This window comes from Streptomyces sp. NPDC058701 (genome assembly GCF_042715295.1).
Classification (GTDB): domain Bacteria; phylum Actinomycetota; class Actinomycetes; order Streptomycetales; family Streptomycetaceae; genus Streptomyces.
The window spans coordinates 1-24,726 of the sequence record NZ_JBHXSY010000048.1; the positions used below are offsets into that span (position 1 = coordinate 1).

General features: G+C 74.0%; 24 protein-coding genes and 2 pseudogenes. 19 read left to right on the top strand and 7 right to left on the bottom strand.

The features are described from left to right. From ACFWW8_RS32430 to ACFWW8_RS32450, 5 genes are all read left to right on the top strand, one after another. Positions 1 to 972: vWA domain-containing protein (locus tag ACFWW8_RS32430; RefSeq protein WP_386534748.1), on the top strand; the 972-nt coding region annotated here is incomplete at its 5' end. Between the two features lie 76 nt (positions 973 to 1,048). Continuing rightward, complete coding sequence (locus ACFWW8_RS32435) at positions 1,049 to 1,741, top strand: class I SAM-dependent methyltransferase (protein ID WP_386534751.1); 693 nt, start codon at positions 1,049 to 1,051, stop codon at positions 1,739 to 1,741. A gap of 927 nt (positions 1,742 to 2,668) precedes the next feature. Then, on the top strand, positions 2,669 to 3,139 hold the full coding sequence (locus ACFWW8_RS32440) for an LAETG motif-containing sortase-dependent surface protein (RefSeq protein ID WP_386534753.1): 471 nt from the start codon (positions 2,669 to 2,671) through the stop codon (positions 3,137 to 3,139). A gap of 7 nt (positions 3,140 to 3,146) precedes the next feature. Then, positions 3,147 to 3,824, top strand: coding sequence for an RNA polymerase sigma factor (locus tag ACFWW8_RS32445; protein ID WP_386534756.1), 678 nt, complete (start codon positions 3,147 to 3,149; stop codon positions 3,822 to 3,824). Next, positions 3,821 to 4,393, top strand: a complete 573-nt coding sequence (locus tag ACFWW8_RS32450) for a hypothetical protein (RefSeq protein ID WP_386534759.1) — start codon at positions 3,821 to 3,823, stop codon at positions 4,391 to 4,393. Before ACFWW8_RS32445 ends, ACFWW8_RS32450 begins: the two co-directional genes overlap by 4 nt. 19 nt (positions 4,394 to 4,412) lie before the next feature. On the opposite strand, the gene ACFWW8_RS32455 is transcribed toward ACFWW8_RS32450, so the two are convergent. Beyond that, positions 4,413 to 4,883, bottom strand: coding sequence for a MarR family winged helix-turn-helix transcriptional regulator (locus tag ACFWW8_RS32455; protein WP_386534762.1), 471 nt, complete (start codon positions 4,881 to 4,883; stop codon positions 4,413 to 4,415). Positions 4,884 to 5,119: 236 nt separating this feature from the next. Between ACFWW8_RS32455 and ACFWW8_RS32460 the strand changes: the two genes are divergently transcribed. The 4 genes and pseudogenes from ACFWW8_RS32460 to ACFWW8_RS32475 all read left to right on the top strand — a co-directional run bounded on the left by ACFWW8_RS32460 (position 5,120) and on the right by ACFWW8_RS32475 (position 9,145). Next, positions 5,120 to 6,418, top strand: a complete 1,299-nt coding sequence (locus ACFWW8_RS32460; protein WP_386534765.1) for an MFS transporter — start codon at positions 5,120 to 5,122, stop codon at positions 6,416 to 6,418. A 26-nt stretch (positions 6,419 to 6,444) separates the two neighbouring features. Continuing rightward, positions 6,445 to 6,591, top strand: a pseudogene (locus ACFWW8_RS32465) (heme-binding protein); the annotation flags it as partial. Positions 6,592 to 6,692: 101 nt separating this feature from the next. Continuing rightward, on the top strand, positions 6,693 to 8,285 hold the full coding sequence (locus ACFWW8_RS32470; protein WP_386534767.1) for a glycoside hydrolase family 20 protein: 1,593 nt from the start codon (positions 6,693 to 6,695) through the stop codon (positions 8,283 to 8,285). A gap of 263 nt (positions 8,286 to 8,548) precedes the next feature. After that, complete coding sequence (locus tag ACFWW8_RS32475) at positions 8,549 to 9,145, top strand: hypothetical protein (protein WP_386534770.1); 597 nt, start codon at positions 8,549 to 8,551, stop codon at positions 9,143 to 9,145. 109 nt (positions 9,146 to 9,254) lie between these two features. Here ACFWW8_RS32475 and ACFWW8_RS32480 read toward each other — a convergent pair whose 3' ends face one another. The 3 genes from ACFWW8_RS32480 to ACFWW8_RS32490 all read right to left on the bottom strand — a co-directional run bounded on the left by ACFWW8_RS32480 (position 9,255) and on the right by ACFWW8_RS32490 (position 10,990). Beyond that, positions 9,255 to 9,638, bottom strand: coding sequence for an amphi-Trp domain-containing protein (locus tag ACFWW8_RS32480; protein ID WP_386534773.1), 384 nt, complete (start codon positions 9,636 to 9,638; stop codon positions 9,255 to 9,257). A gap of 89 nt (positions 9,639 to 9,727) precedes the next feature. Beyond that, positions 9,728 to 10,078 carry a DUF3040 domain-containing protein gene (locus tag ACFWW8_RS32485; RefSeq protein WP_386534776.1) on the bottom strand — a complete coding sequence of 117 codons (351 nt, stop codon included), beginning with the start codon at positions 10,076 to 10,078 and terminating at the stop codon, positions 9,728 to 9,730. Between the two features lie 96 nt (positions 10,079 to 10,174). Beyond that, positions 10,175 to 10,990: an endonuclease I family protein gene (locus tag ACFWW8_RS32490; RefSeq protein ID WP_386534779.1), complete on the bottom strand. Its 816-nt coding sequence runs from the start codon at positions 10,988 to 10,990 to the stop codon at positions 10,175 to 10,177. A 299-nt stretch (positions 10,991 to 11,289) separates the two neighbouring features. Here ACFWW8_RS32490 and ACFWW8_RS32495 point away from each other — a divergent pair, with 299 nt between their 5' ends. Continuing rightward, the gene (locus ACFWW8_RS32495) at positions 11,290 to 11,964 is read left to right on the top strand and encodes a hypothetical protein (protein ID WP_386534781.1); all 675 of its coding nucleotides are present in this window, start codon (positions 11,290 to 11,292) and stop codon (positions 11,962 to 11,964) included. A gap of 66 nt (positions 11,965 to 12,030) precedes the next feature. Here ACFWW8_RS32495 and ACFWW8_RS32500 read toward each other — a convergent pair whose 3' ends face one another. Continuing rightward, positions 12,031 to 12,843: a glutamate ABC transporter substrate-binding protein gene (locus tag ACFWW8_RS32500; RefSeq protein WP_386534784.1), complete on the bottom strand. Its 813-nt coding sequence runs from the start codon at positions 12,841 to 12,843 to the stop codon at positions 12,031 to 12,033. 214 nt (positions 12,844 to 13,057) lie between these two features. On the opposite strand from ACFWW8_RS32500, the gene ACFWW8_RS32505 reads away from it, so the two are divergent. Then, on the top strand, positions 13,058 to 14,176 hold the full coding sequence (locus tag ACFWW8_RS32505; protein WP_386534787.1) for a hypothetical protein: 1,119 nt from the start codon (positions 13,058 to 13,060) through the stop codon (positions 14,174 to 14,176). A 109-nt stretch (positions 14,177 to 14,285) separates the two neighbouring features. After that, positions 14,286 to 14,822, top strand: coding sequence for a TerD family protein (locus ACFWW8_RS32510; RefSeq protein WP_386534790.1), 537 nt, complete (start codon positions 14,286 to 14,288; stop codon positions 14,820 to 14,822). Between the two features lie 431 nt (positions 14,823 to 15,253). Here ACFWW8_RS32510 and ACFWW8_RS32515 read toward each other — a convergent pair whose 3' ends face one another. Next, entirely contained in the window at positions 15,254 to 15,877 is a 624-nt protein-coding gene (locus ACFWW8_RS32515; protein ID WP_386534793.1) for a TetR/AcrR family transcriptional regulator, read from the bottom strand. Positions 15,878 to 16,028: 151 nt separating this feature from the next. On the opposite strand from ACFWW8_RS32515, the gene ACFWW8_RS32520 reads away from it, so the two are divergent. The 6 genes and pseudogenes from ACFWW8_RS32520 (at position 16,029) to ACFWW8_RS32545 (ending at position 22,259) form a co-directional block, all read left to right on the top strand. Then, complete coding sequence (locus tag ACFWW8_RS32520) at positions 16,029 to 16,967, top strand: phosphatase PAP2 family protein (RefSeq protein ID WP_386534796.1); 939 nt, start codon at positions 16,029 to 16,031, stop codon at positions 16,965 to 16,967. Next, positions 16,964 to 17,959, top strand: coding sequence for a hypothetical protein (locus ACFWW8_RS32525; RefSeq protein WP_386534799.1), 996 nt, complete (start codon positions 16,964 to 16,966; stop codon positions 17,957 to 17,959). The genes ACFWW8_RS32520 and ACFWW8_RS32525 overlap by 4 nt, the downstream gene beginning before the upstream one ends. Positions 17,960 to 17,964: 5 nt before the next feature. Further along, on the top strand, positions 17,965 to 18,297 hold the full coding sequence (locus ACFWW8_RS32530; RefSeq protein WP_386534803.1) for a hypothetical protein: 333 nt from the start codon (positions 17,965 to 17,967) through the stop codon (positions 18,295 to 18,297). Positions 18,298 to 18,451: 154 nt separating this feature from the next. Then, positions 18,452 to 18,586, top strand: a complete 135-nt coding sequence (locus ACFWW8_RS32535; protein WP_386534888.1) for a hypothetical protein — start codon at positions 18,452 to 18,454, stop codon at positions 18,584 to 18,586. Between the two features lie 388 nt (positions 18,587 to 18,974). Next, positions 18,975 to 20,504 (top strand): annotated as a pseudogene (locus ACFWW8_RS32540) (peptide-N4-asparagine amidase); the annotation flags it as partial. Positions 20,505 to 20,531: 27 nt separating this feature from the next. Beyond that, complete coding sequence (locus ACFWW8_RS32545; RefSeq protein ID WP_386534805.1) at positions 20,532 to 22,259, top strand: protein kinase; 1,728 nt, start codon at positions 20,532 to 20,534, stop codon at positions 22,257 to 22,259. A 53-nt stretch (positions 22,260 to 22,312) separates the two neighbouring features. Here ACFWW8_RS32545 and ACFWW8_RS32550 read toward each other — a convergent pair whose 3' ends face one another. Continuing rightward, positions 22,313 to 22,972, bottom strand: a complete 660-nt coding sequence (locus ACFWW8_RS32550) for a transglycosylase SLT domain-containing protein (protein ID WP_386534808.1) — start codon at positions 22,970 to 22,972, stop codon at positions 22,313 to 22,315. A gap of 598 nt (positions 22,973 to 23,570) precedes the next feature. On the opposite strand from ACFWW8_RS32550, the gene ACFWW8_RS32555 reads away from it, so the two are divergent. After that, entirely contained in the window at positions 23,571 to 24,659 is a 1,089-nt protein-coding gene (locus ACFWW8_RS32555; protein WP_386534809.1) for an S-(hydroxymethyl)mycothiol dehydrogenase, read from the top strand. The last annotated feature ends 67 nt before the right edge of the window (positions 24,660 to 24,726 follow it).

Genomic DNA, 24,726 nt, shown 5'->3' on the forward strand with positions numbered 1-24,726 from the left:
CAGCCGCAGCCGCAGCCGCAGCCGCAGCCGCAGCCGCAGCCGCAGCCGCAGCCGCAGCCGCAGCCGCAGCCGCAGCCGCAGCCGCAGCCGCTTCCGCAGCCGCAGGCCGCCGCTTCGGCACGCCCCGCGCCCGCGCCGCCCGCGCCCGCGCCGCCCGCACCCGCGCCGCCCGCACCCGCTGCCGCGGCCGCCGAGCCGACCGTACGGTTCACCAAGGGGGAGGAGCGGCTGCCCTCCGACGTGCGCGAGCGCCTGTCGCTGCGCAAACGGCAGGTGGCCGTCAGCCTGAGCAAGCGGGGCGTCACGGGCCTGTCCGCCCGGGTCGTCCTCGTCCTCGACGCGTCCGGCTCCATGGCCGGGCTCTACCACCGCGGCACCGTCGCGGGCGTCGCCGAACGGATGGCCGCCGTCGCCGCCCAGCTCGACGAGGACGGGGAGATGCAGGCCTGGACGTTCGCCTCCCACCCGGCGCGGCTTCCCGACCTGACGATCGGCGCCCTGCCGGAATGGCTGCGCCTGCACGTGCGCGGCGGCGAGTTCAGCCTCTTCGGCCGGCGCAAGCCGCCCAAGGGGCTGGTCTCCGGCCAGGTCGACATGCGCGCCGTCGGCATCGGCAACGAGGAGCAGAAGGTCATCGCGGAGGTCCGGGCGTTCGTCCGTGACCATCCGGCACCCGAACCCACACTGGTCCTGTTCTTCTCCGACGGCGGGGTCTACCGCAACGACGCGATCGAACGGGAGCTGCGCGCGGCCGTGGAGGAGCCGGTCTTCTGGCAGTTCATCGGCCTCGGCCGGGCCGACTACGGCGTACTGGAACGCTTCGACACCCTGCCCGGCCGCCGCGTCGACAACGTCGGCTTCTTCGCGGTCGACGACATCGAGACCCTCTCCGACCCAGAGCTGTACGACCGGCTCCTGTCGGAGTTCCCGTCCTGGATCCAGGACGCCCGCCGGGCCGGCATCCTGCGCTGACGCACACCGGACCGCACACCCCTGGACCTGTGCCGGGGCACCCCGCAGAGCCGACGACCGACCGGGAGGAACGTACGTGCCGACGAACGAGCGGGAACCGTCCGCAGCCGAGGTGTTCGACGCACTGTCCACGCGCTACGAGGAGGCTTTCGGGCAGGACCCCGCGCAGCTGGAAGCGCTCGACTGGCTCGCCGCCCGGCTCTCGCACGGCGCCCGGGTGCTGGACGTGGGCAGCGGCACCGGCCGGCCGACCGCCGAAAGGCTCGCCGCCGCGGGCTGCGCGGTGACGGGCATCGACGTATCGGGGGCGATGGTCGCCCTGGCCAGCGGCCGGGTGCCGCAGGCCCGCTTCGAGCAGGCCGACGTCCGCACGTACACGCCGGGTGAGGCCGGTTTCGACGCCGTGTGCTCCTTCTTCCCGCTGCTGATGATGGACCAGCCGGAGGTGGCGGCGGCCCTGGAGCGGATGGCTTCGTGGGTCCGGCCCGGCGGCTACCTCGTGCTGGCGACCGTGCCCGGTGACATCCGGGGCCTGGGCATCGAGTTCATGGGCCACCGGGTCACCGTCAGCAGTCTGTCCACCGAGGACCACCTGGCCCGGCTCACGGCCGGCGGGCTGGAAGTGCTGCACCACCGTACGGTCCTCTTCCACCCCGCCGGCGGCCTGGCCGAACCGGAGCCGCACCTGTTCTGTTACGCCCGGCGCCCCGACAAGCGGCTCGGCGAACCGGCCCCGGACCCCGTACCGACTGCCGGCCCCGGAACCTGACGGAAGCCGTGCCCACCCGGCGCCTGGCCAGCCGCGTGCTCGCCGCCGAGCCCGGCGTGTCCCGGGGCTCGTCACGGAGGCGTACCAGCGGCTGGCGGAGACCGGCCGGGTCTCCGGCCCGGGGCCGCGGCGGCACGGTCGTCGCCGCGGCCCCGCCCGCGCCGACCGCCACCCTGGCGGCGGCCCTGGGCGGGCCGGGCGGAGCGGGGCGATCGGGCTGAGGGGCCCGAGCGGGCGGCCGAGGCCGGGCAAGCGCGGGGCGGGGCCGCCCGAGGACACCCGCCCGGCCCTTCTGACCTAGGCCTATGCCCCTTGACGGGAGGGCCGGTCCGCTCTACGGTCCGAGTCCGGCCCGTACCGATCCGGCCCGGGACTTCGTTCTCCTCCCCCCGGGAAGTCATGCACCACTACGCCGATGCCCTCGGGAGATCCGCGGTCTTCCGCGGTCGGGCCCCACGCCGCGAGTTATGGACGTTCTGGCTGGTCAACGCGCGACGCGCTGATCGTCGCGGGCTGTGTCCGCCCGGGCGACCTCCCCGGCACCGACCGCCCCGCCCTCTTCCTCAGTCGTGCCGTCCTGCTGCCGACGCTCGCCGTGACCGTACGCGGGCCGCACCGCATCGGCCGGGGGCCCCTGGCGAGACCTACGGGCTCGGCTCGGCTCGGCTCGGCTCGGCTCGGCTCGGCTCGGCCCGGCTCGGCCCGGCTCGGCCCGGCCCCGCCACGACCCGTCTCCCGCTCCCGCACTGACGCCCCCGGCGGACGCGGCTCCCTCAGCGCCCGGCCGTCCGCCGACCGGGCGCGGCGATGACCGAGTTCCGGGCCGCGGAAAGTTTTTCGCCCGCGGCGGCAACCGAACGGCGGGTCGCGCGTCGTGCGGGGTGAAGGGCGTGATCCGGCGTCCTCGACCGACCGTGGAGAACCACCGTGAAGAACCTGAAGCGCGTCCCCCAGCCCGTCCGCCGAGCGGTGGCCGTCACCGTGGCCGCCATGGGTGTGGCCGTCGCTCTCGCCGGGCCCGCCTCCGCCGCGACCACCTCCTCGGCCGCCCCCGCCCCCGCCCCGGTCGCCCCCGGGGCTCCGGCGAGCGCCACGCCCGGCGCCGCCCCCAGCGCTCCCGGGAGCGCCAGGCCGAGCGCCGCCCCGGCGCCCGCTCCGTCGGTCAGCACCCCGTCGAGCGCCTCCCCGAGCGCCTCCCCGAGCACCGCGCCGAGCGGCCGGCCGACCGGCGCCCCCGCCGCCGTTCCCAGCGCGGCCCCCAGCGCACCGTCCGGTACGCCCGAGCTCGCCGAGACCGGCTCGTCCTCCACCACCACCGCCCTCGGCGCCGGGGCCGCCGGCCTGATCGTCGTCGGCGGCGGAGCCCTGTACGCCGTACGGCGCCGCGCCAACGCCTAGGAACCACGTGCTCCACTTCGCACCGACCGCCGGCCCCGCCGCTCCCGTCATCGACCGGGCGTGGCGGGGCCTGTGGTCGTTCCTGCGCCGCGACGGCTCCTCCCCGACGGCGGCCGGGCACGCGTACGCGCACCCGTACGACCGGCCCGGCAGCCACGATCCCGTCCCCGGCCACGAGCCGTTCCCCGGGGACGGCGCCCCGCCCACGGTCAGCGCGCTGTACCACGCGCACCGGCTGGGCATGGTGCGGCTGGCCGTGCTGCTCGTCGACGACCTGGCCACCGCCGAGGACGTGGTGCAGGACGCCTTCACGGCCCTCTACCGCCGCCACGGAGAGCACATCACCGAGGTGGACAACGCCCTCGGTTACCTGCGTACGGCAGTGGTCAACACCTCCCGCTCGGTGCTGCGCCGCAGACGGACGGTACGGGCGTGGACGCCACCGGCCCCGGCCGACGTGCCGTCTGCGGAGGCGCACGTCGTGCTCGGCGAGGCCCACCGCGAGGTGCTGGCCGCGCTCGGCAGGCTGACCCCGCGCCGGCGGCAGGTCCTGGTGCTGCGGTACTGGGCCGACCTCAGCGAGGCGGAGATAGCGGCCACGCTCGGCATCAGCCGGGGCGCGGTCAAGTCGAACGCGAGCCGGGGACTGGACGCGCTGGAACGGATTCTGGAGGGTCGGGTATGACGCGTACGACGCACGACGGCGAACACTCCGCCGAGCGGCGGTTGCGGCAGGCCCTCGACGCCCGCGCCGCCGGGATCACCGTGCGCGACCTCCGCCCGGCGGACCCGCCGGGCCCCGGCCTGCGCCGGTCCCCGGTGGCGCGGCTGCGCGGGTTCGCGCTGCCCCTGGCCGGACTCGCCGCGGCGGCCGTGGCCCTGGTGGGCTACCTGTTGCTCGTGCCCGACCCCGGACCGCCCCGGCCGGTCCCGCCGGCCGCGCCGCCGGAGCTGACGCCGTCCACCCCGACGCCGGGCCGGTCACCGTCCGTGCGCCCGTCCCCGTCGGCCGGTACCGCGGAGCCGGCGGGGCCCACGTCGGCGCCCGGCCCGGCCGCGACGGCGTCGTACCCGGTCCCGCGGGCGACTCCCTCCGTGACCCCGACGTCCCGGGCGGGGAACCCGTCGGCAGCCCCCTCGTCCCCGTCGCCGCAGCCGCCGGGCGCGCCGAGCACGTCCCGGCAGCCGTCCTCGTCCCCGTCGGCCCCGTCGGCCGGCCCGGGGTCCACGCCGTCGTCACAGGGGCAGCGCTGACGGGCCCGCTCGCTCGTGTTCAGTGCCCCCGGGGAGCTGCGGGGACGGCGTTCTCCACCGCCGTGACCAGCGGAGCGAGTTGCGGGTCGAGCGCGGCCTCGTCCAGGGCCTCGCGCAGGGCGGCGTCGTTCGTGGGGCGGGCCGCGGCGAGGAGGTCCAGGCCCGCCCCGCTCACGTCCGTGTAGATGCCGCGCCGGTCCGTGTCGCAGATGTAGCGGTTCAGCAGGCCGCGGTCCTCCAGCCTGCTGACCAGGCGCGTCGTCGCGCTCTGGCTGAGGACGACCGAGTCCGCGACCTGGTGCATCCGCAGGTGCCCGCCCGGTCCGCCGTGCTGGCGGCTGAGGACGTCCAGCAGCGAGAACTCGCGCACGCTGAGGCCGTGCCCCGCCTGCAGCGCCCGCTCGATGTGCGTCTCGATCCGCCCGTGCAGGAGGGAAAGGGCGCACCAGCCCTGCGAGAGGGCGGTGAGCGCGCTGTCCGTGGCCGTCATGGGCTCCTCCAACTGAGGGTGCGGTGCTGCGGTGCTGCGGGGCTGCGGTGCGTCAGCGAAGGGCGCCGCGGCGCGGATACCACCAGGATAGGCCACCCATGCAATATCCCGCGTTTGCAATTATCCCGCGTCTGCAATTAATGTGGACGCACATAAGCCGCGACAGCAACCGTATGTCGCCCCGGGCAGCCACACGCCGCACCGCTCCACCACCTCCCTGAAGGGCACCTCCCCTCATGCCTCTCGCACTCCTCGCCCTCGCCATCGGGGCCTTCGGGATCGGCACCACCGAGTTCGTGATCATGGGTCTGCTCCCCGAGGTCGCCGGCGACTACGGCGTCTCGATCCCCACGGCCGGCTTCCTGGTCACCGGATATGCCCTCGGCGTGGTCCTCGGCGCGCCGCTGATGACCGTCCTCGGCACCCGTATCCCCCGCAAGCGGATGCTGATGCTGCTGATGAGCCTGTTCATCGCGGGCAACGTGCTCTCCGCGCTCGCCCCCGCCTTCGGCGTCATGCTGACCGGCCGCGTGGTCGCCTCCCTCGCCCACGGCGCCTTCTTCGGCATCGGCGCGGTCGTCGCCGCCGAACTCGTCGCCCCCGAGAAGAAGGCCGGCGCGATCGCGATGATGTTCACCGGCCTCACCGTCGCCAACGTGATCGGCGTCCCCCTCGGCACCCTCGTCGGGCAGATCCTCGGCTGGCGCGTCACCTTTCTGATCGTCGCCGGACTCGGCGTCCTCGGCCTGCTCGGCATCGCCAAGCTGGTGCCCGAACTGCCCGGGCCCGTCGGCGGCGTCCGCATCCGCAGCGAACTCGCCGCCTTCCGAGACGTGCAGGTGCTGCTCGCGATGGCGATGACCGTGCTCGGATTCGGTGGCGTCTTCGCCGCGATCACCTACATCACCCCGATGATGACCAACGTCGCGGGCTTCGCCGACGGCTCCGTCACCTGGCTGCTGGTCCTCTTCGGCCTCGGCATGGTCGCCGGGAACCTCGTCGGCGGCCGGTTCGCCGACCGCGCCCTGATGCCCATGCTGTACGTGTCCCTCGGCGCCCTCGCCGTCACGCTGGCGGTGTTCACCCTGACCGCCCACACCAAGGCCGGCGCGGCCGTCACCATCGTGCTCATCGGCGCCCTCGGTTTCGCTACCGTCCCGCCGCTGCAGAAGAGGGTCCTCGACCAGGCCGCCGGCGCGCCCACCCTTGCCTCCGCCGTCAACATCGGAGCATTCAACCTCGGCAACGCCCTCGCCGCGTGGCTCGGCGGGCTCGTGATCGCCGCCGGCCTCGGCTGGACCGCCCCGAACTGGGTCGGCGCGGCCCTGGCGGCCTCCGCCCTCGTGCTCGCCCTCGTCTCGGGCGCGCTGGAGCGCCGCACGGCGCCCGGCGCCGTCCAGCCCAGCGTCCCCCAGCCCGGCGTCCTCCAGCCCGGCGTCCTCCAGCCCGGCGCCGTCCAGTCCGGCGTCCTCCCGGCCGACGCGGAGCGGAGCGTGGCCGCGGGCAGCGCCGCACCCGTCCCCTCCCGCCACTGACTCCCCGCCGACCCCCACCTCACCCGCCGACCGCCCTCGACCGGCCGCTCCTCCTCGTCGCGGGCGGGCTGCCCGTCCACCGCGACGGGCGGCTGATCGGCGCCATCGGCGTCGGCGGTGGCGCCCCTGACCAGGACCACGGGTTCGCCGCGGCCGCGCTCGACGCCCTGGTCCGAGCCCTCCGGGTAGCGCGCCCGTGTCCCGCGTGCCACGTTGGTACGGGGGACAGGGGCGCACGATGCGAAATCCGAGGCGACAGATGAGGGTCCACGTCATGGCGACGGCAACGGTGGCCGCGCTGGTGACCCTCGCCGTCCCGAGCTGCTCCGCCGCCTCCGAGGAGGCCCCCGCGGCCGCCCCCACCCCCGGCAACAGCACGCCGGCCCGGGCCGCGACCCCCGGAGCGGCCGACCCGACCCCGGATCCCACGCGGACGTACCCGATGTCGACGGCGCCGAGCACCATCCCGGCCGTCCGCGAGCACGTCCCGGCCCGCGGTCCCGGCTGGAAGCCCGCCACCAGTGGCCGCGTGATCGTCGGCGCCGACGACGCCGCGGCACTCACCGACGAGGCCAAGCTGCTCGCCGGTGAACTGGGCATGGGCTTCGCCGAGGCGCAGGAGGCCGACCCCGGCGACGTACGGCTGTCCCTGGACGACGCCGCCTCCGAGGCGCCCGAGTCGTACACCCTCACCGTCAAGGACGGCCGGGCCTCGGTCACCGCCCGCGACGAGGCCGGCGTCTTCTACGGCACCCGCACCCTCAAGCAGGCCGTGAAGGCCGCGGGCTCCGCCCCGGAGGGGACCGTGCGCGACGCCCCGGCCCGCGCCCAGCGCGGCCTCAACCTCGACATCGCGCGCAAGAACTTCACCCCGGACTGGATCGAGGACCGGCTGCGCGAGATGGGCGACCTCAAACTCAACCAGCTCGGCCTGCACTTCTCCGACGACCAGGCCTTCCGGATCCAGTCCGACAGCCATCCCGAGATCGTCTCCACCCCGCACCTCACCAAGGCGGAGGTCCGCAGGATCACCACGCTCGCCGCGAGCCTGCACATCACCGTGGTCCCGGAGATCGACTCGCCCGGACACCTCGGCGCGGTGCTGCGCGCCCACCCGGACCTGCAACTGCGCGACGTCCAGGGCAAGGCGGTGAAGGGCGCGGTGGACATATCCAACCCCGCCGCGGCCAAGCTCATCGACGAACTGCTGCGCGAGTACCTGCCGTTGTTCCCGGGCGGTGCCTGGCACCTGGGCGCCGACGAGTACCAGGCCCTCGTCGTCCGCGACCCGCAGGCGTCCTTCCCGCAGCTCGCCGCGGCCGCCCGGGAGCGCTACGGGCCCACGGCGCGGGTCCAAGACCTCGCGACGGGCTGGCTCAACGACCGTGCCGACGTGGTCCGTCCGTCCGGCAAGGCGCTCAAGGCCTGGAACGACGGCTTCTTCTCCGACGGCGTCGCGAAGGCCGCCGCGGACCTTCAGGTCGAGTACTGGACGGGCAAGGAGCTCGGCGCCCGCCCGCCGCTGGAGTACCTGCGCGAGGGCCGCAAGGTGGTCAACCTGAACGACGAGTACCTGTATTACGTCCTCGGCCAGCCCAACCAGTTCACCTACCCCACCGGCCGGCGCATCTACGAGGAGTGGACCCCGCTGGTGCTCCGCGGCACGACTCCGGTCCCCGCGCGGTACGGGCCGCAGATACTCGGAGCCCGCCTCGCCGTGTGGAGCGACCTGGCGAACGCCCAGACCCAGGCGCAGGTGGCGCAGGGTATCCGCACCCCGCTGGCCGCGCTCTCCCAGAAGGTCTGGGACGACCGTCAACCCGCCCGCTCCTGGGCGGAGTTCAAGGCCCTGTCCGACCGCCTCTGACCGCGAACCGGGACGCTCACGGGAAGGAAGGCAGGAGCGTGACTCCCGGTGGCGATTTGCCCTATTTGTGCATCGCTTTGAGCGCGACAGGTGCACGGGGGCGGGGGACCATGGAACGGAAGGCCTGCCTTTCGAGCGGATCGGTACGTGCGCGGGGAGCGCACCCGTCCCATACGAAGCTCGGGGCCCCGTCCGTACGCCCGCCTCCGGGGCGCGGACCTGACGCCCTCTACCGCTCTCCCACCAAAGGTGAGGACCACGAGATGAACAAGCGCAATCGCATCATCCTCTGTACCCCCCTCCTGGCCTGTTCGCTCGCCGTCGGGCCGACGGCCGCAGCGGTGTGGGCGGCCGGTCCGCAGTCCACACCGCAGGCCGTGCCGTCCGCGGCGTGCTTCGTCGAAGCGAAGGCGGGCGACGCCACCAAGGCCATCGTCACGGGCGAGGGCTTCACGAAGGGGACCAAGGTCACCGTCGATCAGACCGACGGCCCCGGTGGTGTGCTGATCACCGTGGGCGAGGACGGGAAGTTCACGGCGAGCGACGTACCCGCCGGCAAGTACACGGCCACGCAGGCGGGCGCCGGCGGACTCAACGCCACCTGCCTGGGCGGCCAGGCGGCTCAGGACGCCGTGAACAAGAAGGCCATCGACACGGCGCGGAAGGCCGGCGCGAAGGAGGGCTTCACGGACGGCAAGGAGCTGGCCCAGTCCGGTGTGTGTGACGCGAAGCCGCAGCTGAAGCCGCCGCCGCAGGGCCTCGCACCTGACGCCGCCGCGCAGAAGGCCGCGAAGGAAGCGCACGCCGCTGCCTACACGGCCGCCTTCGACTCAGCGCTCAAGAGGTACTGCACCGACTAGCCCGTACCCCACGCACGGACTGTGTGCCGCTGCCACCACACGGTGGCAGCGGCACACAGTCCTGCGTAGCCCCGCCGCGGCGTCCGGCCGCAGGCCCGCGGGGAACGGCTCACGTCGCCTTCGCGGCGGACCGCTTGGCGCTCTTGCTCCTGCTGGTGCCCGCGCCGCTCCGGCCGGCCTTGGCGGCGGGCGCGGTCTTGCGTGCCGGGGCCTTCTCCCGGGACCTCTCAGGGACTGCCGCCGTCCGGGACGGCGCGGTCTTCGCCGCTGTGGTCGACCACGTGAGCTCGATCTCCAGCTCGATCTGCCCGTCGTCGACCTCGACCTCGATCTCGCTGCGAAGGTCGTCCGGAATCCGCAGGCTCAGTGTCCCGGCGCCGAGTGCGACGTCGGCCTCACCGCCCTCCCTGAGCATGGCCGCGAGCGCCGAGAGCTGGTCGGCCGCCTCGAAGCGGGACAGGGAGCGCTTCTGCTCAAACTTGAGGTCCGTCATGCTCGTGTCCAATCAGGATCGACGGTGCATACCGTCCATTCTGCGGCCAAGCATCGGATCGGACATTTCCGTGGAGCCGTGGGCGGGCCCTATCCGCGGTCGTCGGGGTTCCGGCCGGTCGTGCGGTCCCGCTGCTGCCAGTGGCGGAGGAGCCACCCGCCGAGCAGTGGCAGCGCGGTCACCACAGTCAGGGTCCAGGTGGCGGCGAACGCCCAGATCAGCGCGTGCGACACGGTGACCGAGGCCGCCACGAACAGCGCGGCCGTCACCGCGCCCAGCAGGCCTGCCGCCACGGTGCGATGACGTCGGGGCGACGAACGCATCATCCGGTCGAGGGAGCGGTCCTGCCTGAGTTGGGCCTCGATCGCGGAGAAGGCGCGCTGCTCGCGATCCGAGAGTCCGGCTCCGTCCATGCGACGCACCTCCGTCGGCTCGGCCACCGGCCGCAGTGTGCGGTCGGTGGCCTCTGACCGGCGAATACCCTTCCTGGCGCGGCCCAACCCCCGCACCGCGCGGTCACCGGCCGCCACGCGCGGTCACCAGATGGAGGCGACCCACTCCGGGTGGTCGATGAACGGGTTGCGGTTGTGCTGGTAGCTGTCGAATATGACCTGGTTGCGGCGCTTCTCGAAGGCGTCCGGCGGGTCCTGCTGGCTCCACTGCTTCAGGACGCTGATCCGGCCCATGGCGGGTGCGGAGCCGTTGTTGACCTTGTCGTTCATTTCCAGGTTCGCGAAGCCGTCGCCACCGTCGTAGCGGACCGCCATGTACAGCAGCATCCGCGCCACGTCACCCTTGACCGCGTCCCGCGGCTCGAAGGAGTCGGAGTCGGTGAGGCTGCCGGGGGCCTCCCCGACGGGGCTGCCGCCCTGGTCGAAGTCCTTGTTCCCGCGCGTGCTGTTGACGGTCACGTCCTCGGGGCGCAGGTGGTGCAGGTCGGTGCCCGGGCCGGTTGCGGTGCCGAAGTCGCCGTGGCTCTTGGCCCAGACGTGCTCGCGGTTCCAGTCGTTGGCCCCGCCGCCGTTGGTGGACTTGGACTGGGAGCGGCCGGAGTAGAGCAGGATGACGTTGTTCGGGTTCGCCGGGTCCTGGTCGGTCACCTTAAGGGCGTTCCAGACCCCGTCGTAGTTCACCTTGGACTGGGCCTTGATGATCGTGTGCAGGGCCGACTTCAGCGCGGCGCCGGTCTTTCCCTCGGCGGCCGCGTAGTACGGCTCGATCGCGGCGGAACCGGTCGCGGCGGCGTGGGGAGCCGCCGTTCGCTCCTGCCCGGCCGAAGCGGTGGCCGGTACGGCCAGCAGGGCGATCGCCGCGAGGCCGGCGGCCGCGGGAGTGAGGCGGGAGAATCTCATGACGTGGGGGGTTCCTCTCCACACGCACCGTCCCCGCCCTTGCGGTTGGCGGGGTGTCAGGTGGCAGAGCGAGGTTCGCATTGTCATGTGCTTATCAGATGAAAACCATGTGTCCGGAACGCGGAAATCAGTGTTCCCGTCCGGGCGGTGAACGGGCTGCCCTGTGCGGTGGCGGGGCGGGGGCGCGTGCGGGGCGTTCGCCCGTGGCCCCACCGGCTCCCGTGGCCAGGGCTGTTGTCAGTGCCGGGTGCGAGGCTGGATCCGATACGAACCGCTCGCAGTGACCAACGGGGTTTTCGATGAGTGAACGATCCGGATCCGCCCTGCTCCCGGCCGGTTTCGGTGCCGCCTGGTGCGCCACCGACCTCGGGGAGTACCGCGCCTGCCGCTACACGTACGAGCGCTACCCCTACGAGACGCTGCCGCCGCTCGACCCGGGCCGGTTCACGGGCGCCTTCGAGGACCTCGGGGGAGTCGGTGACGCCGTCCCGCAGCAGGTGGCCAAGCTCGAGGCCCTGGCCGGTCTGCTCGAAGCCCAAGGCCTGCGGCTGCCACGGGACTTCACCGTGTTCCAGACCTCCGCGCGCCTGCACCGCCTGCTGGACGAGGTCTCCGTGACGGCCTGTTGGAGCGACGTCTCGGACCCGATACCCAGCCCGGTCGAGCCGGGGGCCTTCCTCGTCCGCTTCCTGCGGGACCAGCAGGACTGCGTCATCTGGTACCTCTACCTGCGACCGTCGGGCGAGGCGTTCGTCGTGCACTCGCACCTCGACTACGAGTACGAGGGGGACCACCTCGGCGACACGGAGGAGCAGCGGACCGCGATGCTGTGGTGCGCGCCCTCCTTCGAGGAGTTCGCGCACCGCTTCTGGATAGAGAACCGGCTGTGGCGGGCGGTGCACGGCGGCGACCCCTCGGACCTCGACCCGCTGCTGCGCGGCTATCTGGCGCACTACGCGCCGCCCGCGGGGTGACCCGCGGCGCGGCTCCGGGCACGACCCGGGGTGGGGAGGCGGGCACGACCCGCGAGCCGGTGCGGCTCAGCCGATCGGGGCGACCTGCGGGGCCGGGTCGTACTTGAAGTTGGCCGGACCGAAGTTCTTCTTCACGGCCTCGTCCCAGGAGCCGTCCTGGACCATCTTCTTCAGCGCGTCGTTGATCTTTCCCTGGAGCTCCTTGTCGCCCTTCTTGACCCCGATGCCGTAGTTCTCGTTGCTCAGGCTCTGGCCCGTCAGCTTGAACTTGCCCTCATTGCCCTTGCGTGCCACGTAACCGGCCAGGATGGCGTTGTCCGTGGTCATGGCGTCGGCCTGGTTCTCCTGGAGGGCGACGAGGCACTCCGAATAGCCGGGAAGCTCCAGGATGCTCGCCTTCGGCGCCAGAGTGGTCCTGATGTTCTCCGCCGACGTCGAGCCCGTCACCGAACAGAGCCTCTTGCTGTTGAGGTCCTCCGCCTTGGTGATGCTGTTGTCGGTGGCGCGCACGAGCAGGTCCTGGTGCGCGACGAAGTACGGGCCGGCGAAGTCGACCTTCTCCTTGCGCTTGGCGTTGATCGAATAGCTCGCGGCGACGAAGTCGACCTCGTTGTACTGGAGCAGCAGCTCGCGGTCGTTGCTGTAGACCTGCTTGAACTCGACCCGGTCCGCGCTGTAGCCGAGCTGCTTGGCCACGTACGTGGCGACGTCCACGTCGAAGCCGGTGAACGATCCGTCGGCCTCGCGCAACCCGATGCCGGGCTGGTCGAACTTGATGCCGATGGAGATCCCCTTGGCCTCGTCGTCGCCACCGCATCCGGAGGTGGTCAGGACGAGGGCGATCACTGCGGAGACCGCGCCGGCCTGGGGAACCTTCATGCTGCACTCTTTCCTCGGAACGCGGGGCGTGCGCGGGATCGCCGGCGCACGTGGAACCGCGGGGACGTGGGGGGACGTCGTGACACGTGTACGAGGAAGCTAGGAAGGCGACGGCCGCAGCGTCACTAGATCTGAGTAAAACTTGAGGATAACAATCCGGATCGGCCACAGGATCTGCGGTCGAAACGGGCGGGAGCGGGATAAAGGGGTGGGCATGGGAGCAGGTTCGGTACGCATCGACGGAAGCACGCTGCTACTGGGCGAGGGGGTGCGGATCCGGTTCGTCCGGACCCTGCGGCTGCCCGAATCGGGTACGCACGCGCTGCCCCCGGGGCTCGGCGACTTCCCGCTGCGCAGGGTCGAGGACTATCCGGACACCGTGCCGCCGGAGTGGCTGGCGAAGGGCGGCGTGATGCTGCCCGTGTACCTGCGCGAGGCGATGTGGCTGAGCTTCGGCGGGACCCGGGAGCCCGGGGCCCTCCAGGTCGGCGTCGGCAAGGTGTGCGCGGTCTCCGGCGAGCGCTGGACGGGCCGGCTCGCGCGCACCCCGCAGAACTACCTGGTGCTGCCGCGCCAGCCGTGGCTGGACGGGATCAACTCGGGCGAGGGTACCGTCCGCCAGTTCGTCGCCGTGCCGCTGGGCCTCGGCGCCACCGTCGAGGGGCAGGTCACCGGCGAGGAGACGACCGGCGGGGTGCAGCTCCAGGCGTTCCCGCTGCGCGCGGGGGCGCTCGCCGCGTGGCGCCGGGCGGAGGAGGAGCGGCTCCGGGCGGAGCAGGCCAGACTCCGCACGGCCCTCCCGCAGTACGGGGCCGGCCCGCCCCCGGGCGCTCCCGGCGCCGTCGGCGGGTACGGCGGCGCGGTGCCCATGCCGATGGCGGCGGCGCCGGGCGGCCTCCCGCAGCCCGGATCGGCCCCGCGCGCCGCGGCGGCGCCCGTTCCCGCACCGGCGATGGGGCTCGGCGCCGGCGGTTCCATGCACCAGGAGGTCTACCGCGACGACCGGCCGCTGTCCGACTGGGACGAGGAGCCGGCCGCCCGGGTCTTCGTCCACCTGGTGACGCCGCCCGCGTGGCGCCGCATCACCGGGGAGGAGGCGCCGCCGTCGCCCGTGGACCGGGCCGCCTACACGCGGGCCGGGCTGCCCTGGTTCGACTACTACGACGAGTCCGGCACCGACCTCGCCCCGGCCGGGCCCCTGGGTGAGGTCAAGCCGGTGGGGGAGTGGCTGGGCGACGACCACACCCCGTGGTCCGAGCCCGTTCCCGGCCAGATCAAGCCGCTCGGAAACGCCCCGCGACCGGGCAAACCCGTGCAGGACGGCGACTGGTGACGCCCCCGGGCGACGGGCCCGCGGCCGGGATCGTACGGTCGCCCGGCCCGCCGTCCGGGCCGCGTGGCACGATGGCCGGGCAGATCCCGGCAAACGGAGGGGGAGTTCGGTGACCGGTGTACGCAAGGGCCTGGCCAAAGTAGAGGTCGCACTGCGGTGGGACCCGAGTCGGGCCGGCGCGCCGGCCAACGACCTGGACATAGTCGTCGCGGTCTACGGCGCGGCGGACCTGCACGGCAGCCCCGTCCACCTGGTCCACTTCGGCAGCAGGTCCCCCGACGGCACCATCACCCTCAACCGGGACAGCCACACCGGACAGGGTTTCGGTTTCGACGAGGTCATGACCCTCGAACTGGACCGGATGGCAGCGGAGTTGCGTCGGGTCGTGGTGGGCGTGGTCATACAGCGCGCCGACGCGGGTGACGCCGGGAAGACGTTCGCCGACATCGAGGGCGCGGGCGTCCGGATACGCGAAGGCCACATCGACCTGGCGGCGACCGACTTCGACTCCATCGCGGCCGCCAACGCGGCCACGGTGGCCGAGTTCGCCCGGGACGCCTCGGGCGGCTGGTCGTTGACCGCCCGACTTCACGGCTTCGACACCGACCCGGAGGAGTTCACCCGCATCATGGGCGCCGCCCGCTGACACCCCCGAGCGGCGCCGCCCGACCGGCTACGCGGGCGGGGCGAGGGTCCGGCAGCGCCGCGCCGCTCATCCCCGTAGCCCGGTGCGCCGATCCGGCCGCGGGGGTCCGCGGCGCGGCGCGGCCCGGGAGTGTGCTCGTGCGTTCGTACGGCCACGCCGTTCGTACGGCCGCACCGACCATCCGGCGGGCCCTCTCGCGGCACGCGCCGGCGTGACGGCGGGTCGTACCCGTTGCCGGGCCGGAGCCGAACCGAAAGGTCGCACCGGGATCGCGGGCAGGGCCAGGGCGGTTCGGTGACCCGCGCAGATCGGGCGGCGGGCACTCCGCTCGGGAGTGTCCGCCGCCCGGTCCGGGTGGCGCGCTGCCGCCGTCCCCACGAGGCAGCGCGGGCGGTCCGCCGTCCGGTCATCGAGCCGGCGGGCCACCGGTATCAGGGGGTCGGGCCGTCCGGGCAGCCGGGCGGGGTCAGACCCAGGGCGGGCAGCAGGACCGCGTCGACGAAGCGGACCAGGTACTCGGCGTCGGCGTACCGACCCTCCAGCACCGGCCGGATGCGGAGCACGCCCATCAGCTGCGCCGGCAGGAACTCCACCGCCGGGTGGTCCGCGGTGATCTCTCCCCGCGCCACGCCCCGCGCCACCATCACGTCGAAGGCGGCCAGCTCCGGCCCGACCAGGGCTTCGCGCAGAGCGGCCTGGAGCTCCTCGTCGTTCAGGACCGCATGTCCGAGGGCCTGCATCAGCCGGGTGTCCCGCCCCGAGCTGCAGCCCGCGATCCGGGCCGCCTCGCGCAGGTCGCCCGCCAAGGAGCCGGTGTCCACCGCGACCAGCGTGCCCTGCCGGCCGGCCCGCAGGGCGGCGGCGACGAGCTGGGGCTTCGTCTTCCACTGCCGGTACAGCGTGGACTTTCCGCAGCTGGCCCGAGCGGCGATGCCCTCCATGGTGAGGGCCTCGTAACCGTCCTCGCGCAGCTGGTCCAGGACGGCGTCGTAGAACTCCTGCTCCCGCTCCGGGCTGATCTTGGAGCGGCGCGCGGTGACCGGCGTCGACGTCATGGGGTGCGGCTCTCCTCGGGGGCGCTTCGGGTGGCACGTTCCGGTTCGGAGTGTACGGGACGCGAGCGTATCGGTACACCGGCGTATCGATACGCGAATGTATCGATACACTGGCGTGTCGATGTGCGCACACAGGAAGCGAGACCGGGGGATGACCTCCCACACCACACCCGCCGGGCCGGCAGCCGGACCGAGAGCCGCGCGCCGCCGCCTCTTCCGCGAGCTGCTGCTCGTCGCCGGACTCTTCACCGTCTACAAGGCGGGCCGGATGCTCTCGACCGGCCGCACCGACGAGGCCTTCCGCAACGCCGGGTGGGTCTGGGACGCCGAGCGCACCCTGCACCTGCCGGGAGAGGGGCTGGTGCAGGGGCTGCTGCTGCACGGGGAGACCCTCGTGCGCACCGCGAACACCTATTACGCGGGCGTCCACTTCCCCGCGACGGCGCTGTTCCTGGTCTGGCTCTACGCCCGCCGCCCCGCCCACTACCTCTGGGCGCGCCGGGTCCTCGTCGTCCTCACCGGCGCCGCCCTCGCCCTTCACCTCGCCTTCCCGCTCGCACCTCCGCGGATGCTCGGCACGGCGCACCTCGTCGACACCGGGCAGGTCTACGGCCCCACCGTCTACCGGGCCGCGCCCGCCGCCGACACCATGGCCAACCAGTTCGCGGCCATGCCCTCGTTGCACTTCGGCTGGGCGCTGATGCTGGCCCTGGGCATGATGGCCGCCACCCGCTCCCGGCTGCGGGTGCTGTGGCTCCTCCACCCGCTGGTGACCCTGCTCGTGGTCGTCGGCACCGCCAACCACTACTGGCTCGACGCGATCGTGACGACCGTGCTGCTGGGGGCGGCGCTGTCGCTGATCCCCCGACCGGCCGCCCCGGCCCCGGCGGCGGACGCGGGCCGCCCCGGCATCGCCGAGACCTCCGGGACCTTCGAGGCCTCCGAGGCTTCCGCTACCCGCGCTGCCGACGGCGGCGGTGCCGGCGTATCCGGGGGCGCCCCGGGCGCGCCCGACGCCTCCGCGGCCGTCCCCGTACGCCGGCCGCCGCGCCCGCGCGGCGAGCGCGCCGCCGTGGGAGCAGGACGGTGAACGCCACCGTCCTCGCCGTCGGGCTCTGCCTCGCCGCCGCCGTGACCTACGCGGCCGCCGCCGTCGCGCAGGAGCGGCTCGCCCGCGCCGCCGAGGCCCGTACCGCCAAGGCGCTGTTCGGCAACGGCGCCTGGTGGTGGTCGGCCGGGCTGAACGCCGCCGCGGCGCTGCTGCACGCGGCGGCCCTGCGGTACGGCCCGCTCACCCTGGTCCAGCCCCTCGGCGCGCTCACCCTGGTGGCGGCCGTTCCGCTGGGGGCGCGCGGAGCCGGGCGCCGGGTCGCGGCCACCGAATGGCGGGGCACGCTGGCCACCGTCGCCGGACTCGGCCTGCTGCTGCTCCCCGCGTCCGGGCCGGCCCCCGACGACACCCTCACCCTGGCCGAGGCGTTCGCCGTCTCCGGCGCCACGGCAGTGGTGATCCTGCTGCTGACGGCCACCCGGGACCCGCGCTCGGGGCTGCGGCACGCGACGGCCTCCGGACTCGCCTCCGCGGCGGCCTCCGCCCTGACCCAGACGGTGGCGGTGGCGGGCGGCCGCGGGGGAGCCCTGCTCAGCGTCCGGGTCGTCTCGGTGGCCGCGCTCGTCGTGGTCTTCGCGGTCGGCGGGATGCTGCTGTCCCAGCGTGCCTACCGCGGTGGACTGGGCGCCCCGCTCGCCGTCGTGAACCTGGCCAACCCCCTCGCCGCCGCCGCCATCGGCATGGTGCTGCTCGGCGAACGCCTCCAGGGCGGGGCGGCCGGCGTGCTGATGGCGGCGGCCGGAGCCCTGGCGGCCGCGCGCGGCGTGCTCCTGCTCACCCGGACGCCACCGGTGCCGAAGAGCGCCGCCCCGCCCGCGGGGGCTGCCGCACCCACGGGCACCACCGCCCCCGCAGGCTCTGTCGGCCGCGAGGCCCCGGTCGCCTCCGCGGCCCCGACCACCCCGGCGGTGCCGTCCGTTCCCGCCGCCCCCGTCGTACCCACCGGACCCGCGACCCGTGTGGCAGCATGACGCGCATGCCAGAAGGATCGTCCCTTTCCCTGTGGTCCAAGGACTCGGTGCTGTCGATCGGCTCGGTGGGCTCGGTGCTCTCCGTCGGTTCGGTGGGCAGCGTGCTCTCGATCGGTTCGGTCGGCTCCGCGCTGTCCGCCGCCTCCCTCGGTTCGTCACTCTCGCTCGGCTCCGCCGGGTCGTGGCTGAGCGTGGGCTCGGTCCTCTCCGCGCAGTCCGCCTTCTCCGTACTCTCCTGGCGCTCCCGCGGTGCCTTCCTGGCGGCGGGCGCGGTCGGCGCGGCCGGTGTCGCGACCCTCGCCGTGCTCGCGCTCACCAGGCCGGCCGCGCCCCGCTGAGCGCGTCCGCAGAACCGTGCCGTCGTCGGAGGCCGGCTCTCGGCCCTGGTTCTGCTGTCGGCTACCGCATCCTGTTCGGCGACTCAACGACTGATCCCCACGGGGCGGTCCGCGCCGGCGCGGCTCTCGGCGGACTCGACCCGGGCATCGGGCCATCCCCCGCGAGCCCGGCGAGACCGGCGCGGGCGTCGTGGGCGGGCCCGCCACGAACGGCGGGGTCACGTTCCGCCCCGGGGACACCGTGTACGCGGACGAGGAGGCCGTGGCCGTCCTTCCCACCGGCAGCTGACCGGCCCCAGGCCACCCGCCCCCGGCCGGGCGGTGGCCGGGTCGCCGCCGCCCCGCGTACGTACCGGGCCGGAGCACCCGACGCGGGGGCCGGATCGCGCCAGGGCGGGGCGGCCCGCCCTGGTGTGCCACCGGACGGCGGGCTTCACTCCGGGGCCATGACACGACACCGGATCATCCGCCTGCTCGGCGCGCTGACCCTCGCCGCGGCCGGCCTGGCCGGCGCCTCGGTTCCCGCGACGGCGGCCACGGCCCCGACCCCGTACCGAGCGGCGGCCCCGGGCGCGGACGCCGACGGCCGCCCGGCCCCGGCCCCGGCCCCGGCATCCGCCCCGGGCACGGCCCCGGCCCCCGGCGGCACGGTCCCCGCCCCCGCCCCCGCCCCCGGCGCCGCGACGCCGCCCGCCGAGTTCGGCAGCGACTGGCACGACCCCCTCACGCCCGCCCCGCCCGTCGCCCGCCCCACGACACGGTCCTGCCGGGTGACCCTCGCGGAGGCGCAGTTCCGCGACTTCACCCCGTACCGGGGCTCCTACGCACCCCCCGCCGGCTGCGGCGCCGACCACTGGGCCGCGGTCGTGCTCCGCCTCGACGGGAAGGTCAAGGGCCGCCAGTACGACCGCCTCGGCCACCTCTCGCTCGGCGGCGTGGAGATCCTGCGCACCTCCACGCCCCAGCCCTCGCCCGACGGCATCACCTGGTCCGTGGAGAAGGACGTCACCCGCTACCGCGACACCCTCGCCCGGCCGCAGCCCGTCGAAATGCTCATCGGGAACGTCGTCGACGACACCTACACCGGAGTCATCGACGTCACCGTGACCCTCACCTTCCACGCAGCCGAGGGCGGCACCGGACCGGCCGCGACCCCCGATCGCGTCCTGCCGCTCACCTCCCCGGCCGTCACCACCCCGCGCAACACCGAACGGCTCCTCGCCGAGGTGTACGCCACCGGCTCGGGGGGCGGCTGCGAGGAGTACTGGTACCTGACCGTCCCGGACGCGGCCCCGTATTCCTGCAAGGCGGCGGACGGCCCGTACCGCGAGGTACGCGTCCACGTCGACGGCCGGCTCGCCGGCCTCGCCGCGCCCTTCCCCACCGTCTGGACCGGCGGCTGGTCCAACCCCTTCCTCTGGTACGTCACCCCCGGCCCCCGCGCCTTCGACGTCCAGCCCGTCCTCTACGACCTCACCCCCTTCGCCGCCCTCCTCAACGACGGCCGCCCGCACCGGATCGAGGTGACCGTCGCCGGCGTCCCGGCCGGCCAGAGCGGCTGGAGCACCCCGACCAACCTGCTGCTGTGGCAGGACGAGGCACGGGCGGTCGTCACCGGCGCCCTGACCCGGCACGAGGAGGGCGGGCAGGCCGGACACTCCCGCTGGACGCCCGCCGCACCCGGCTCCGCACACCGCCTCGACACCGAGGGCGGCCGCCGGCTCACCGTCGCCGGGTACCTCGACACCTCGCACGGCCGGGTCACCACCACCGTCACCCGCGCGGTCCGCAACACCTCCGTCCACCGCTGGACCGACGGCGAGAACCTCGACGCCCTGACCGCCGAGTGGACCGACGAGGAGAACGTGACCCGCGGCGCCGTCACGACCCGTACCGTCCGCACGTACACGATGGACGGCGAGACCACCCTCGGCGCCGGCGACCGGCTGCGCACCGTCCTGTCCCTCGGAGACCGTGCGGACACCGCGACCCGACGCGGTGGCCGGACCGTCGATGCCTCCCGGCTCGACGACCGCTACACGGGCGACGCCACGTACACCGCCAACGTCCCGCGCGACCAGCGGCACGCCGTCGCCACCACCACCGCCCGCACCCGGGCGTACGGGGCTCAGGTGGCCGGCGGGTGTCACGACCGCACGCTCACCGCGGTGCAGGGCACCCTCACGGTGGACCGCCGCCGCTGCTGACGGACCGGGCGCCTACGATGACCGGCCATGGAGACGAGCGAGGCCGGCAGACAGCTGATCGACGGCCGGTTTGAACTGATCAAGCCCCTGGGCACCGGCGGCATGGGCACGGTGTGGCGCGCCCGCGACATCGCCCTGCACCGCGACGTCGCGTTGAAGGAGGTGCGCCCGCCGGACCCGGCCACCGCCGCCGCCCAGCCCGGTCTCGCCGACCAGCTGCGGGAACGCGCTGTCCGCGAGGCCCGTGCCCTGGCCCGGCTCGCCCACCCGAACGTCGTGACGATCCACCACATCGTGGAGCCCGCGCCGGGCGCGGAGGGCCACCCGTGGATCGTCATGGAGATGGTCCGGGGCGGTTCGCTGTACGACCGGCTGGAGTCCGGCCCCATGCCGGTCCCGGAGGTGATCCGGCTCGGCCTCGACGTCCTGTCCGCACTGCGCGCCGCGCACGCCGAGGGCGTCCTCCACCGTGATGTGAAACCGGCCAATGTGCTGCTGCGCCCCGACGGCTCCGCTGTGCTCACCGACTTCGGCATCGCCGCCCTGCACGATTCGACGGGTCTGACCTCGACCGGGGTGCTGATCGGCTCGCCCGAGTACATCGCGCCCGAGCGGGTGCGCGGCGCCGAGGGGCTGGCCGCCTCCGACCTGTGGTCGCTCGGCATGATGTTGTACGTGGCCGCGGAGGGCGTCCACCCGCTGCGCCGGGCCTCCAGCCTGGCCACCGTCGTCGCCGTGCTCGACGAGCCGCTGCCCGCGCCCGTACGGTCCGGCCCGCTGGGGCCCGTACTGGAACGGCTGCTCGTGCGGGACCCGGCCGAGCGCCCGGACGCGGCGCTCCTGGAGGAGCTGCTCCGCGGAGCGAGCACCGCTGTCGCGGGTCCGGCCGGCGGGTTCGGCCCGCCCCCGCCCCCGCACGCCGTACCGGCCGCCGCGTCGTCGGCGCCCGCCGGGCTCCCCGCGCCCTACGGTCCGTACGGGCCGTCGGCGCACCGGGCCCACACGCCGACGCCGTTCCGTACCGGTGGCGGCTCTCCGTACGACGCCACCGCGCCGGTCCCGGCGGCCCGCAGCCCGCGCCGCCGGACGGCGCTGATCGCCGCGGTCCTGACCGTGGCGCTGACGGGCGGGGTCGTCGGCCTCGTCCAGTGGCTGCCCGGCGGGGGCGAGCGGTCCGGCGGCGACGCGAAGGGCCCCACCGCCGCCACCGGCGGCTCCGGCACCCCGTCCGCGAAGACGCCCGTCCCGCAGGCGAGCCTGCCCCGGGGCGCCACGGGCGGCCGGCAGCCGGACACCACCCCTGCCCCGCCCCAGGGCGGGCTGCTCAGTCCGGCGGGCGTCCGGACGGCGCTGGAGGCGTTCAAACAGCAGGCCGGGACCACGGTGTTCGTGGACCTGCTGGTCTACGACGGGTACGTCCTCGCCTCGATCCCCACCGCCCCCGGCGCCAAGACGGTCGACGCCTGGCAGTACCGCGACGGGGCCGCCAAACGCACCGGTCCCAAGGGCACCGTCAACGCGGACAAGCCACTGATCGACATGTCGACGGTCTCCTGGGACGCCCTCCCCGGCCTGCTGGAGCGGTCCCAGAAGGAGCTCGGGGTGACCGCTCCGAGGTCGCGGTACGTCATCGTCGACGCCTGGATGATGGACGACCAGCCGTGCATGAGGCCGTACCTGAGCGACGAGTACGGCCAGGGCGGATACGTCCTGGCCGGGATCGACGGCACGGTGCGGAAGGTCCAGCGCTCCTGAACGCGGCGCCGGCCCGCGGTGTTCCGCGGGCCGGCGAGCGCGCCCCGGGCCCTCTAGTAGGGGCCGTTCACGTTGTCGATGGAGCCGTAGCGCTTGGCCGCGTAGTTGCAGGCGGCGGTGATGTTGGCGACCGGGTCGTACGAGTCCAGGGACGTGCCCGGCACGTGGTAGGCCCGGAAGGTCGGGTCGATGACCTGGAGCAGGCCCTTGGAGGGGATGCCGGCCGCGGCGTTGGAGTCCCAGTTGTTGATGGCCAGCGGATTACCGGAGGATTCCCGCATGATGTTGCGGTGAATTCCGTTGTAGGTTCCGGGAATTCCGTGCTGAGCCATGACGGCGAGCGACTCGCGGATCCAGCCGTCCAGGTTGTTCGGGTAGGTCGTGGCCGCTGTGGTGGTGGCCTTCTTCGCCGCCGTGCCGAGCGTCAGTTTCAGACCCGGGCGGATGGTCGCCGGGTTGTCGCCAATGGTGCTCCGGTTCGCGGCGTAAAGCTGTTCCCAGCCGCCGGTGAGGGAGTGCTTCGCCGCGATCTGCGACAGGGTGTCGCCGGCGACCACCGCGTACGTCGTCGGCGCGGCGGCCGACTCGGCCGCTCCGGCGCCGGTCGCGCCGACCAGGGGGAGGGCGAGGGCCAGCCCGCCGGTGCCGACCAGGGCCAGCTTGCGGGTGATCGGGTTCTGCTTCGTCCGGCGGTGCTTACCCTGTGCGGGCATGGCGGAATTCCTCACGTGGGGGGACGGGAGATCCCCGGCGGCGGCCTGATTCGGCTGTCGGCCGCTGGGAACGAGGTGACCGTAGGCGAGTTCGCCGGGCGGGAACAAGACGCGAATTCCGCTCGGAGATCGACTTCCCGCATTCCGCCCGCAAAATGACCATGGAAGGCTCTTCACGCAATTGCCGATTCCCTTTCCAGGGAAAGGGAATCGGCCGCTCGCGCGGAAATGATGTTGAATGCGTCCGAGTGACTGACGTCACGGTTTGAGAGCTGGTATCCCAATTCGGGCAAGTCGCCGCTCCCCATGCCTCATTCGGACGACTCGTACGTTGGTGGCGAATCGCCCACGGGGGACTCTTTCCGGCGTTCTGCGGGCCGCCGCGGTCCGTCGCGGTCATCCGCCGTCCGTCGTGGTCGAGCGCGGCTGACCGCCGCCACCGCCCGACTCGGAGTCGCCGCGCCCCCCGACCCCGCCGCACTGCGGGAGTCCGTACCGCCGGACCCGGCCGGTTCGCGCGCCGCGCGGTGAGACGGCTCCCGCCCGGTGGGGCGTCCGTGTACGTTCGGACGGCAGCCGAATGAGAGTGGGGTAGCACGTGACGCACCGCGTACGAGGGGTCATCGCCCGGAGCAAGGGCGCACCGGTGGAGACGACGACGATCCTCGTCCCCGACCCCGGACCCGGCGAGGCGCTGGTCCGGGTCCAGGCCTGCGGGGTCTGCCACACCGACCTGCACTACCGGGAGGGCGGAATCAACGACGAGTTCCCCTTCCTGCTGGGCCACGAGGCCGCGGGCGTGGTCGAGTCGGTGGGCCCCGACGTCACCTCGGTGGCGCCCGGCGACTTCGTCGTCCTCAACTGGCGCGCGGTGTGCGGCACCTGCCGGGCGTGCCGGCGCGGACGGCCCTGGTACTGCTTCGCCACGCACAACGCGACCCAGCCGATGACCCTGGAGGACGGCACGCCGCTGTCCCCGGCGCTCGGCATCGGCTCCTTCGCCGAGAAGACCCTGGTCGCGGCCGGGCAGTGCACGAAGGTGGACCCGGCCGCCTCGCCCGCGGCCGCCGGACTCCTGGGCTGCGGCGTGATGGCCGGCCTCGGCGCCGCCCTGAACACCGGTGGCGTCGGACGGGGCGACTCCGTCGCCGTCATCGGCTGCGGGGGAGTGGGCAACGCCGCCGTGGCGGGCGCCCGCCTCGCCGGCGCCTCCAAGATCATCGCGGTGGACCTGGACGACCGGAAGCTGGAGTGGGCCCGAGGTCTGGGCGCCACGCACACCGTCAACGGCGGTACCGAGGACGTGGTCAAGGCGATCCAGGCGCTGACCGACGGGAACGGCGCCGACGTGGTCATCGACGCCGTGGGCCGCCCGGAGACCTACCGGCAGGCGTTCTACGCCCGCGACCTGGCCGGGACCGTGGTCCTGGTCGGCGTCCCGACCCCGGAGATGAAGCTCGAACTGCCGCTCCTGGACGTCTTCGGCCGCGGCGGCGCCCTGAAGTCCTCCTGGTACGGGGACTGCCTGCCCGAGCGCGACTTCCCGGTGCTCGTCGACCTCTACCTCCAAGGCCGCCTGGACCTGGACGCGTTCGTGTCGGAGACGATCCCGCTCGACGGCGTCGAGGACGCGTTCGCCCGGATGGAACGCGGCGAGGTGCTCCGCTCGGTGGTCGAGTTCCCGTAAGCCCCGGAGTCCCGCCGGGCCCCGTACCGGGAAGGCGACCCCGTACTAGACTCGGCCGGACCGCCAC

Bases quoted from the DNA above. Each gene is read 5' to 3' on its own strand.
- ACFWW8_RS32480 (WP_386534773.1), bottom strand. From the start codon at position 9,638: ATGACGGACCTCAAGTTTGAGCAGAAGCGCTCCCTGTCCCGCTTCGAG.
- ACFWW8_RS32490 (WP_386534779.1), bottom strand. From the start codon at position 10,990: ATGAGATTCTCCCGCCTCACTCCCGCGGCCGCCGGCCTCGCGGCGATC.
- ACFWW8_RS32530 (WP_386534803.1), top strand. From the start codon at position 17,965: ATGCCAGAAGGATCGTCCCTTTCCCTGTGGTCCAAGGACTCGGTGCTG.
- ACFWW8_RS32455 (WP_386534762.1), bottom strand. From the start codon at position 4,883: ATGACGGCCACGGACAGCGCGCTCACCGCCCTCTCGCAGGGCTGGTGC.
- ACFWW8_RS32550 (WP_386534808.1), bottom strand. From the start codon at position 22,972: ATGCCCGCACAGGGTAAGCACCGCCGGACGAAGCAGAACCCGATCACC.
- ACFWW8_RS32460 (WP_386534765.1), top strand. From the start codon at position 5,120: ATGCCTCTCGCACTCCTCGCCCTCGCCATCGGGGCCTTCGGGATCGGC.
- ACFWW8_RS32545 (WP_386534805.1), top strand. From the start codon at position 20,532: ATGGAGACGAGCGAGGCCGGCAGACAGCTGATCGACGGCCGGTTTGAA.
- ACFWW8_RS32515 (WP_386534793.1), bottom strand. From the start codon at position 15,877: ATGACGTCGACGCCGGTCACCGCGCGCCGCTCCAAGATCAGCCCGGAG.
- ACFWW8_RS32470 (WP_386534767.1), top strand. From the start codon at position 6,693: ATGGCGACGGCAACGGTGGCCGCGCTGGTGACCCTCGCCGTCCCGAGC.
- ACFWW8_RS32495 (WP_386534781.1), top strand. From the start codon at position 11,290: ATGAGTGAACGATCCGGATCCGCCCTGCTCCCGGCCGGTTTCGGTGCC.
- ACFWW8_RS32450 (WP_386534759.1), top strand. From the start codon at position 3,821: ATGACGCGTACGACGCACGACGGCGAACACTCCGCCGAGCGGCGGTTG.
- ACFWW8_RS32475 (WP_386534770.1), top strand. From the start codon at position 8,549: ATGAACAAGCGCAATCGCATCATCCTCTGTACCCCCCTCCTGGCCTGT.
- ACFWW8_RS32505 (WP_386534787.1), top strand. From the start codon at position 13,058: ATGGGAGCAGGTTCGGTACGCATCGACGGAAGCACGCTGCTACTGGGC.
- ACFWW8_RS32500 (WP_386534784.1), bottom strand. From the start codon at position 12,843: ATGAAGGTTCCCCAGGCCGGCGCGGTCTCCGCAGTGATCGCCCTCGTC.
- ACFWW8_RS32520 (WP_386534796.1), top strand. From the start codon at position 16,029: ATGACCTCCCACACCACACCCGCCGGGCCGGCAGCCGGACCGAGAGCC.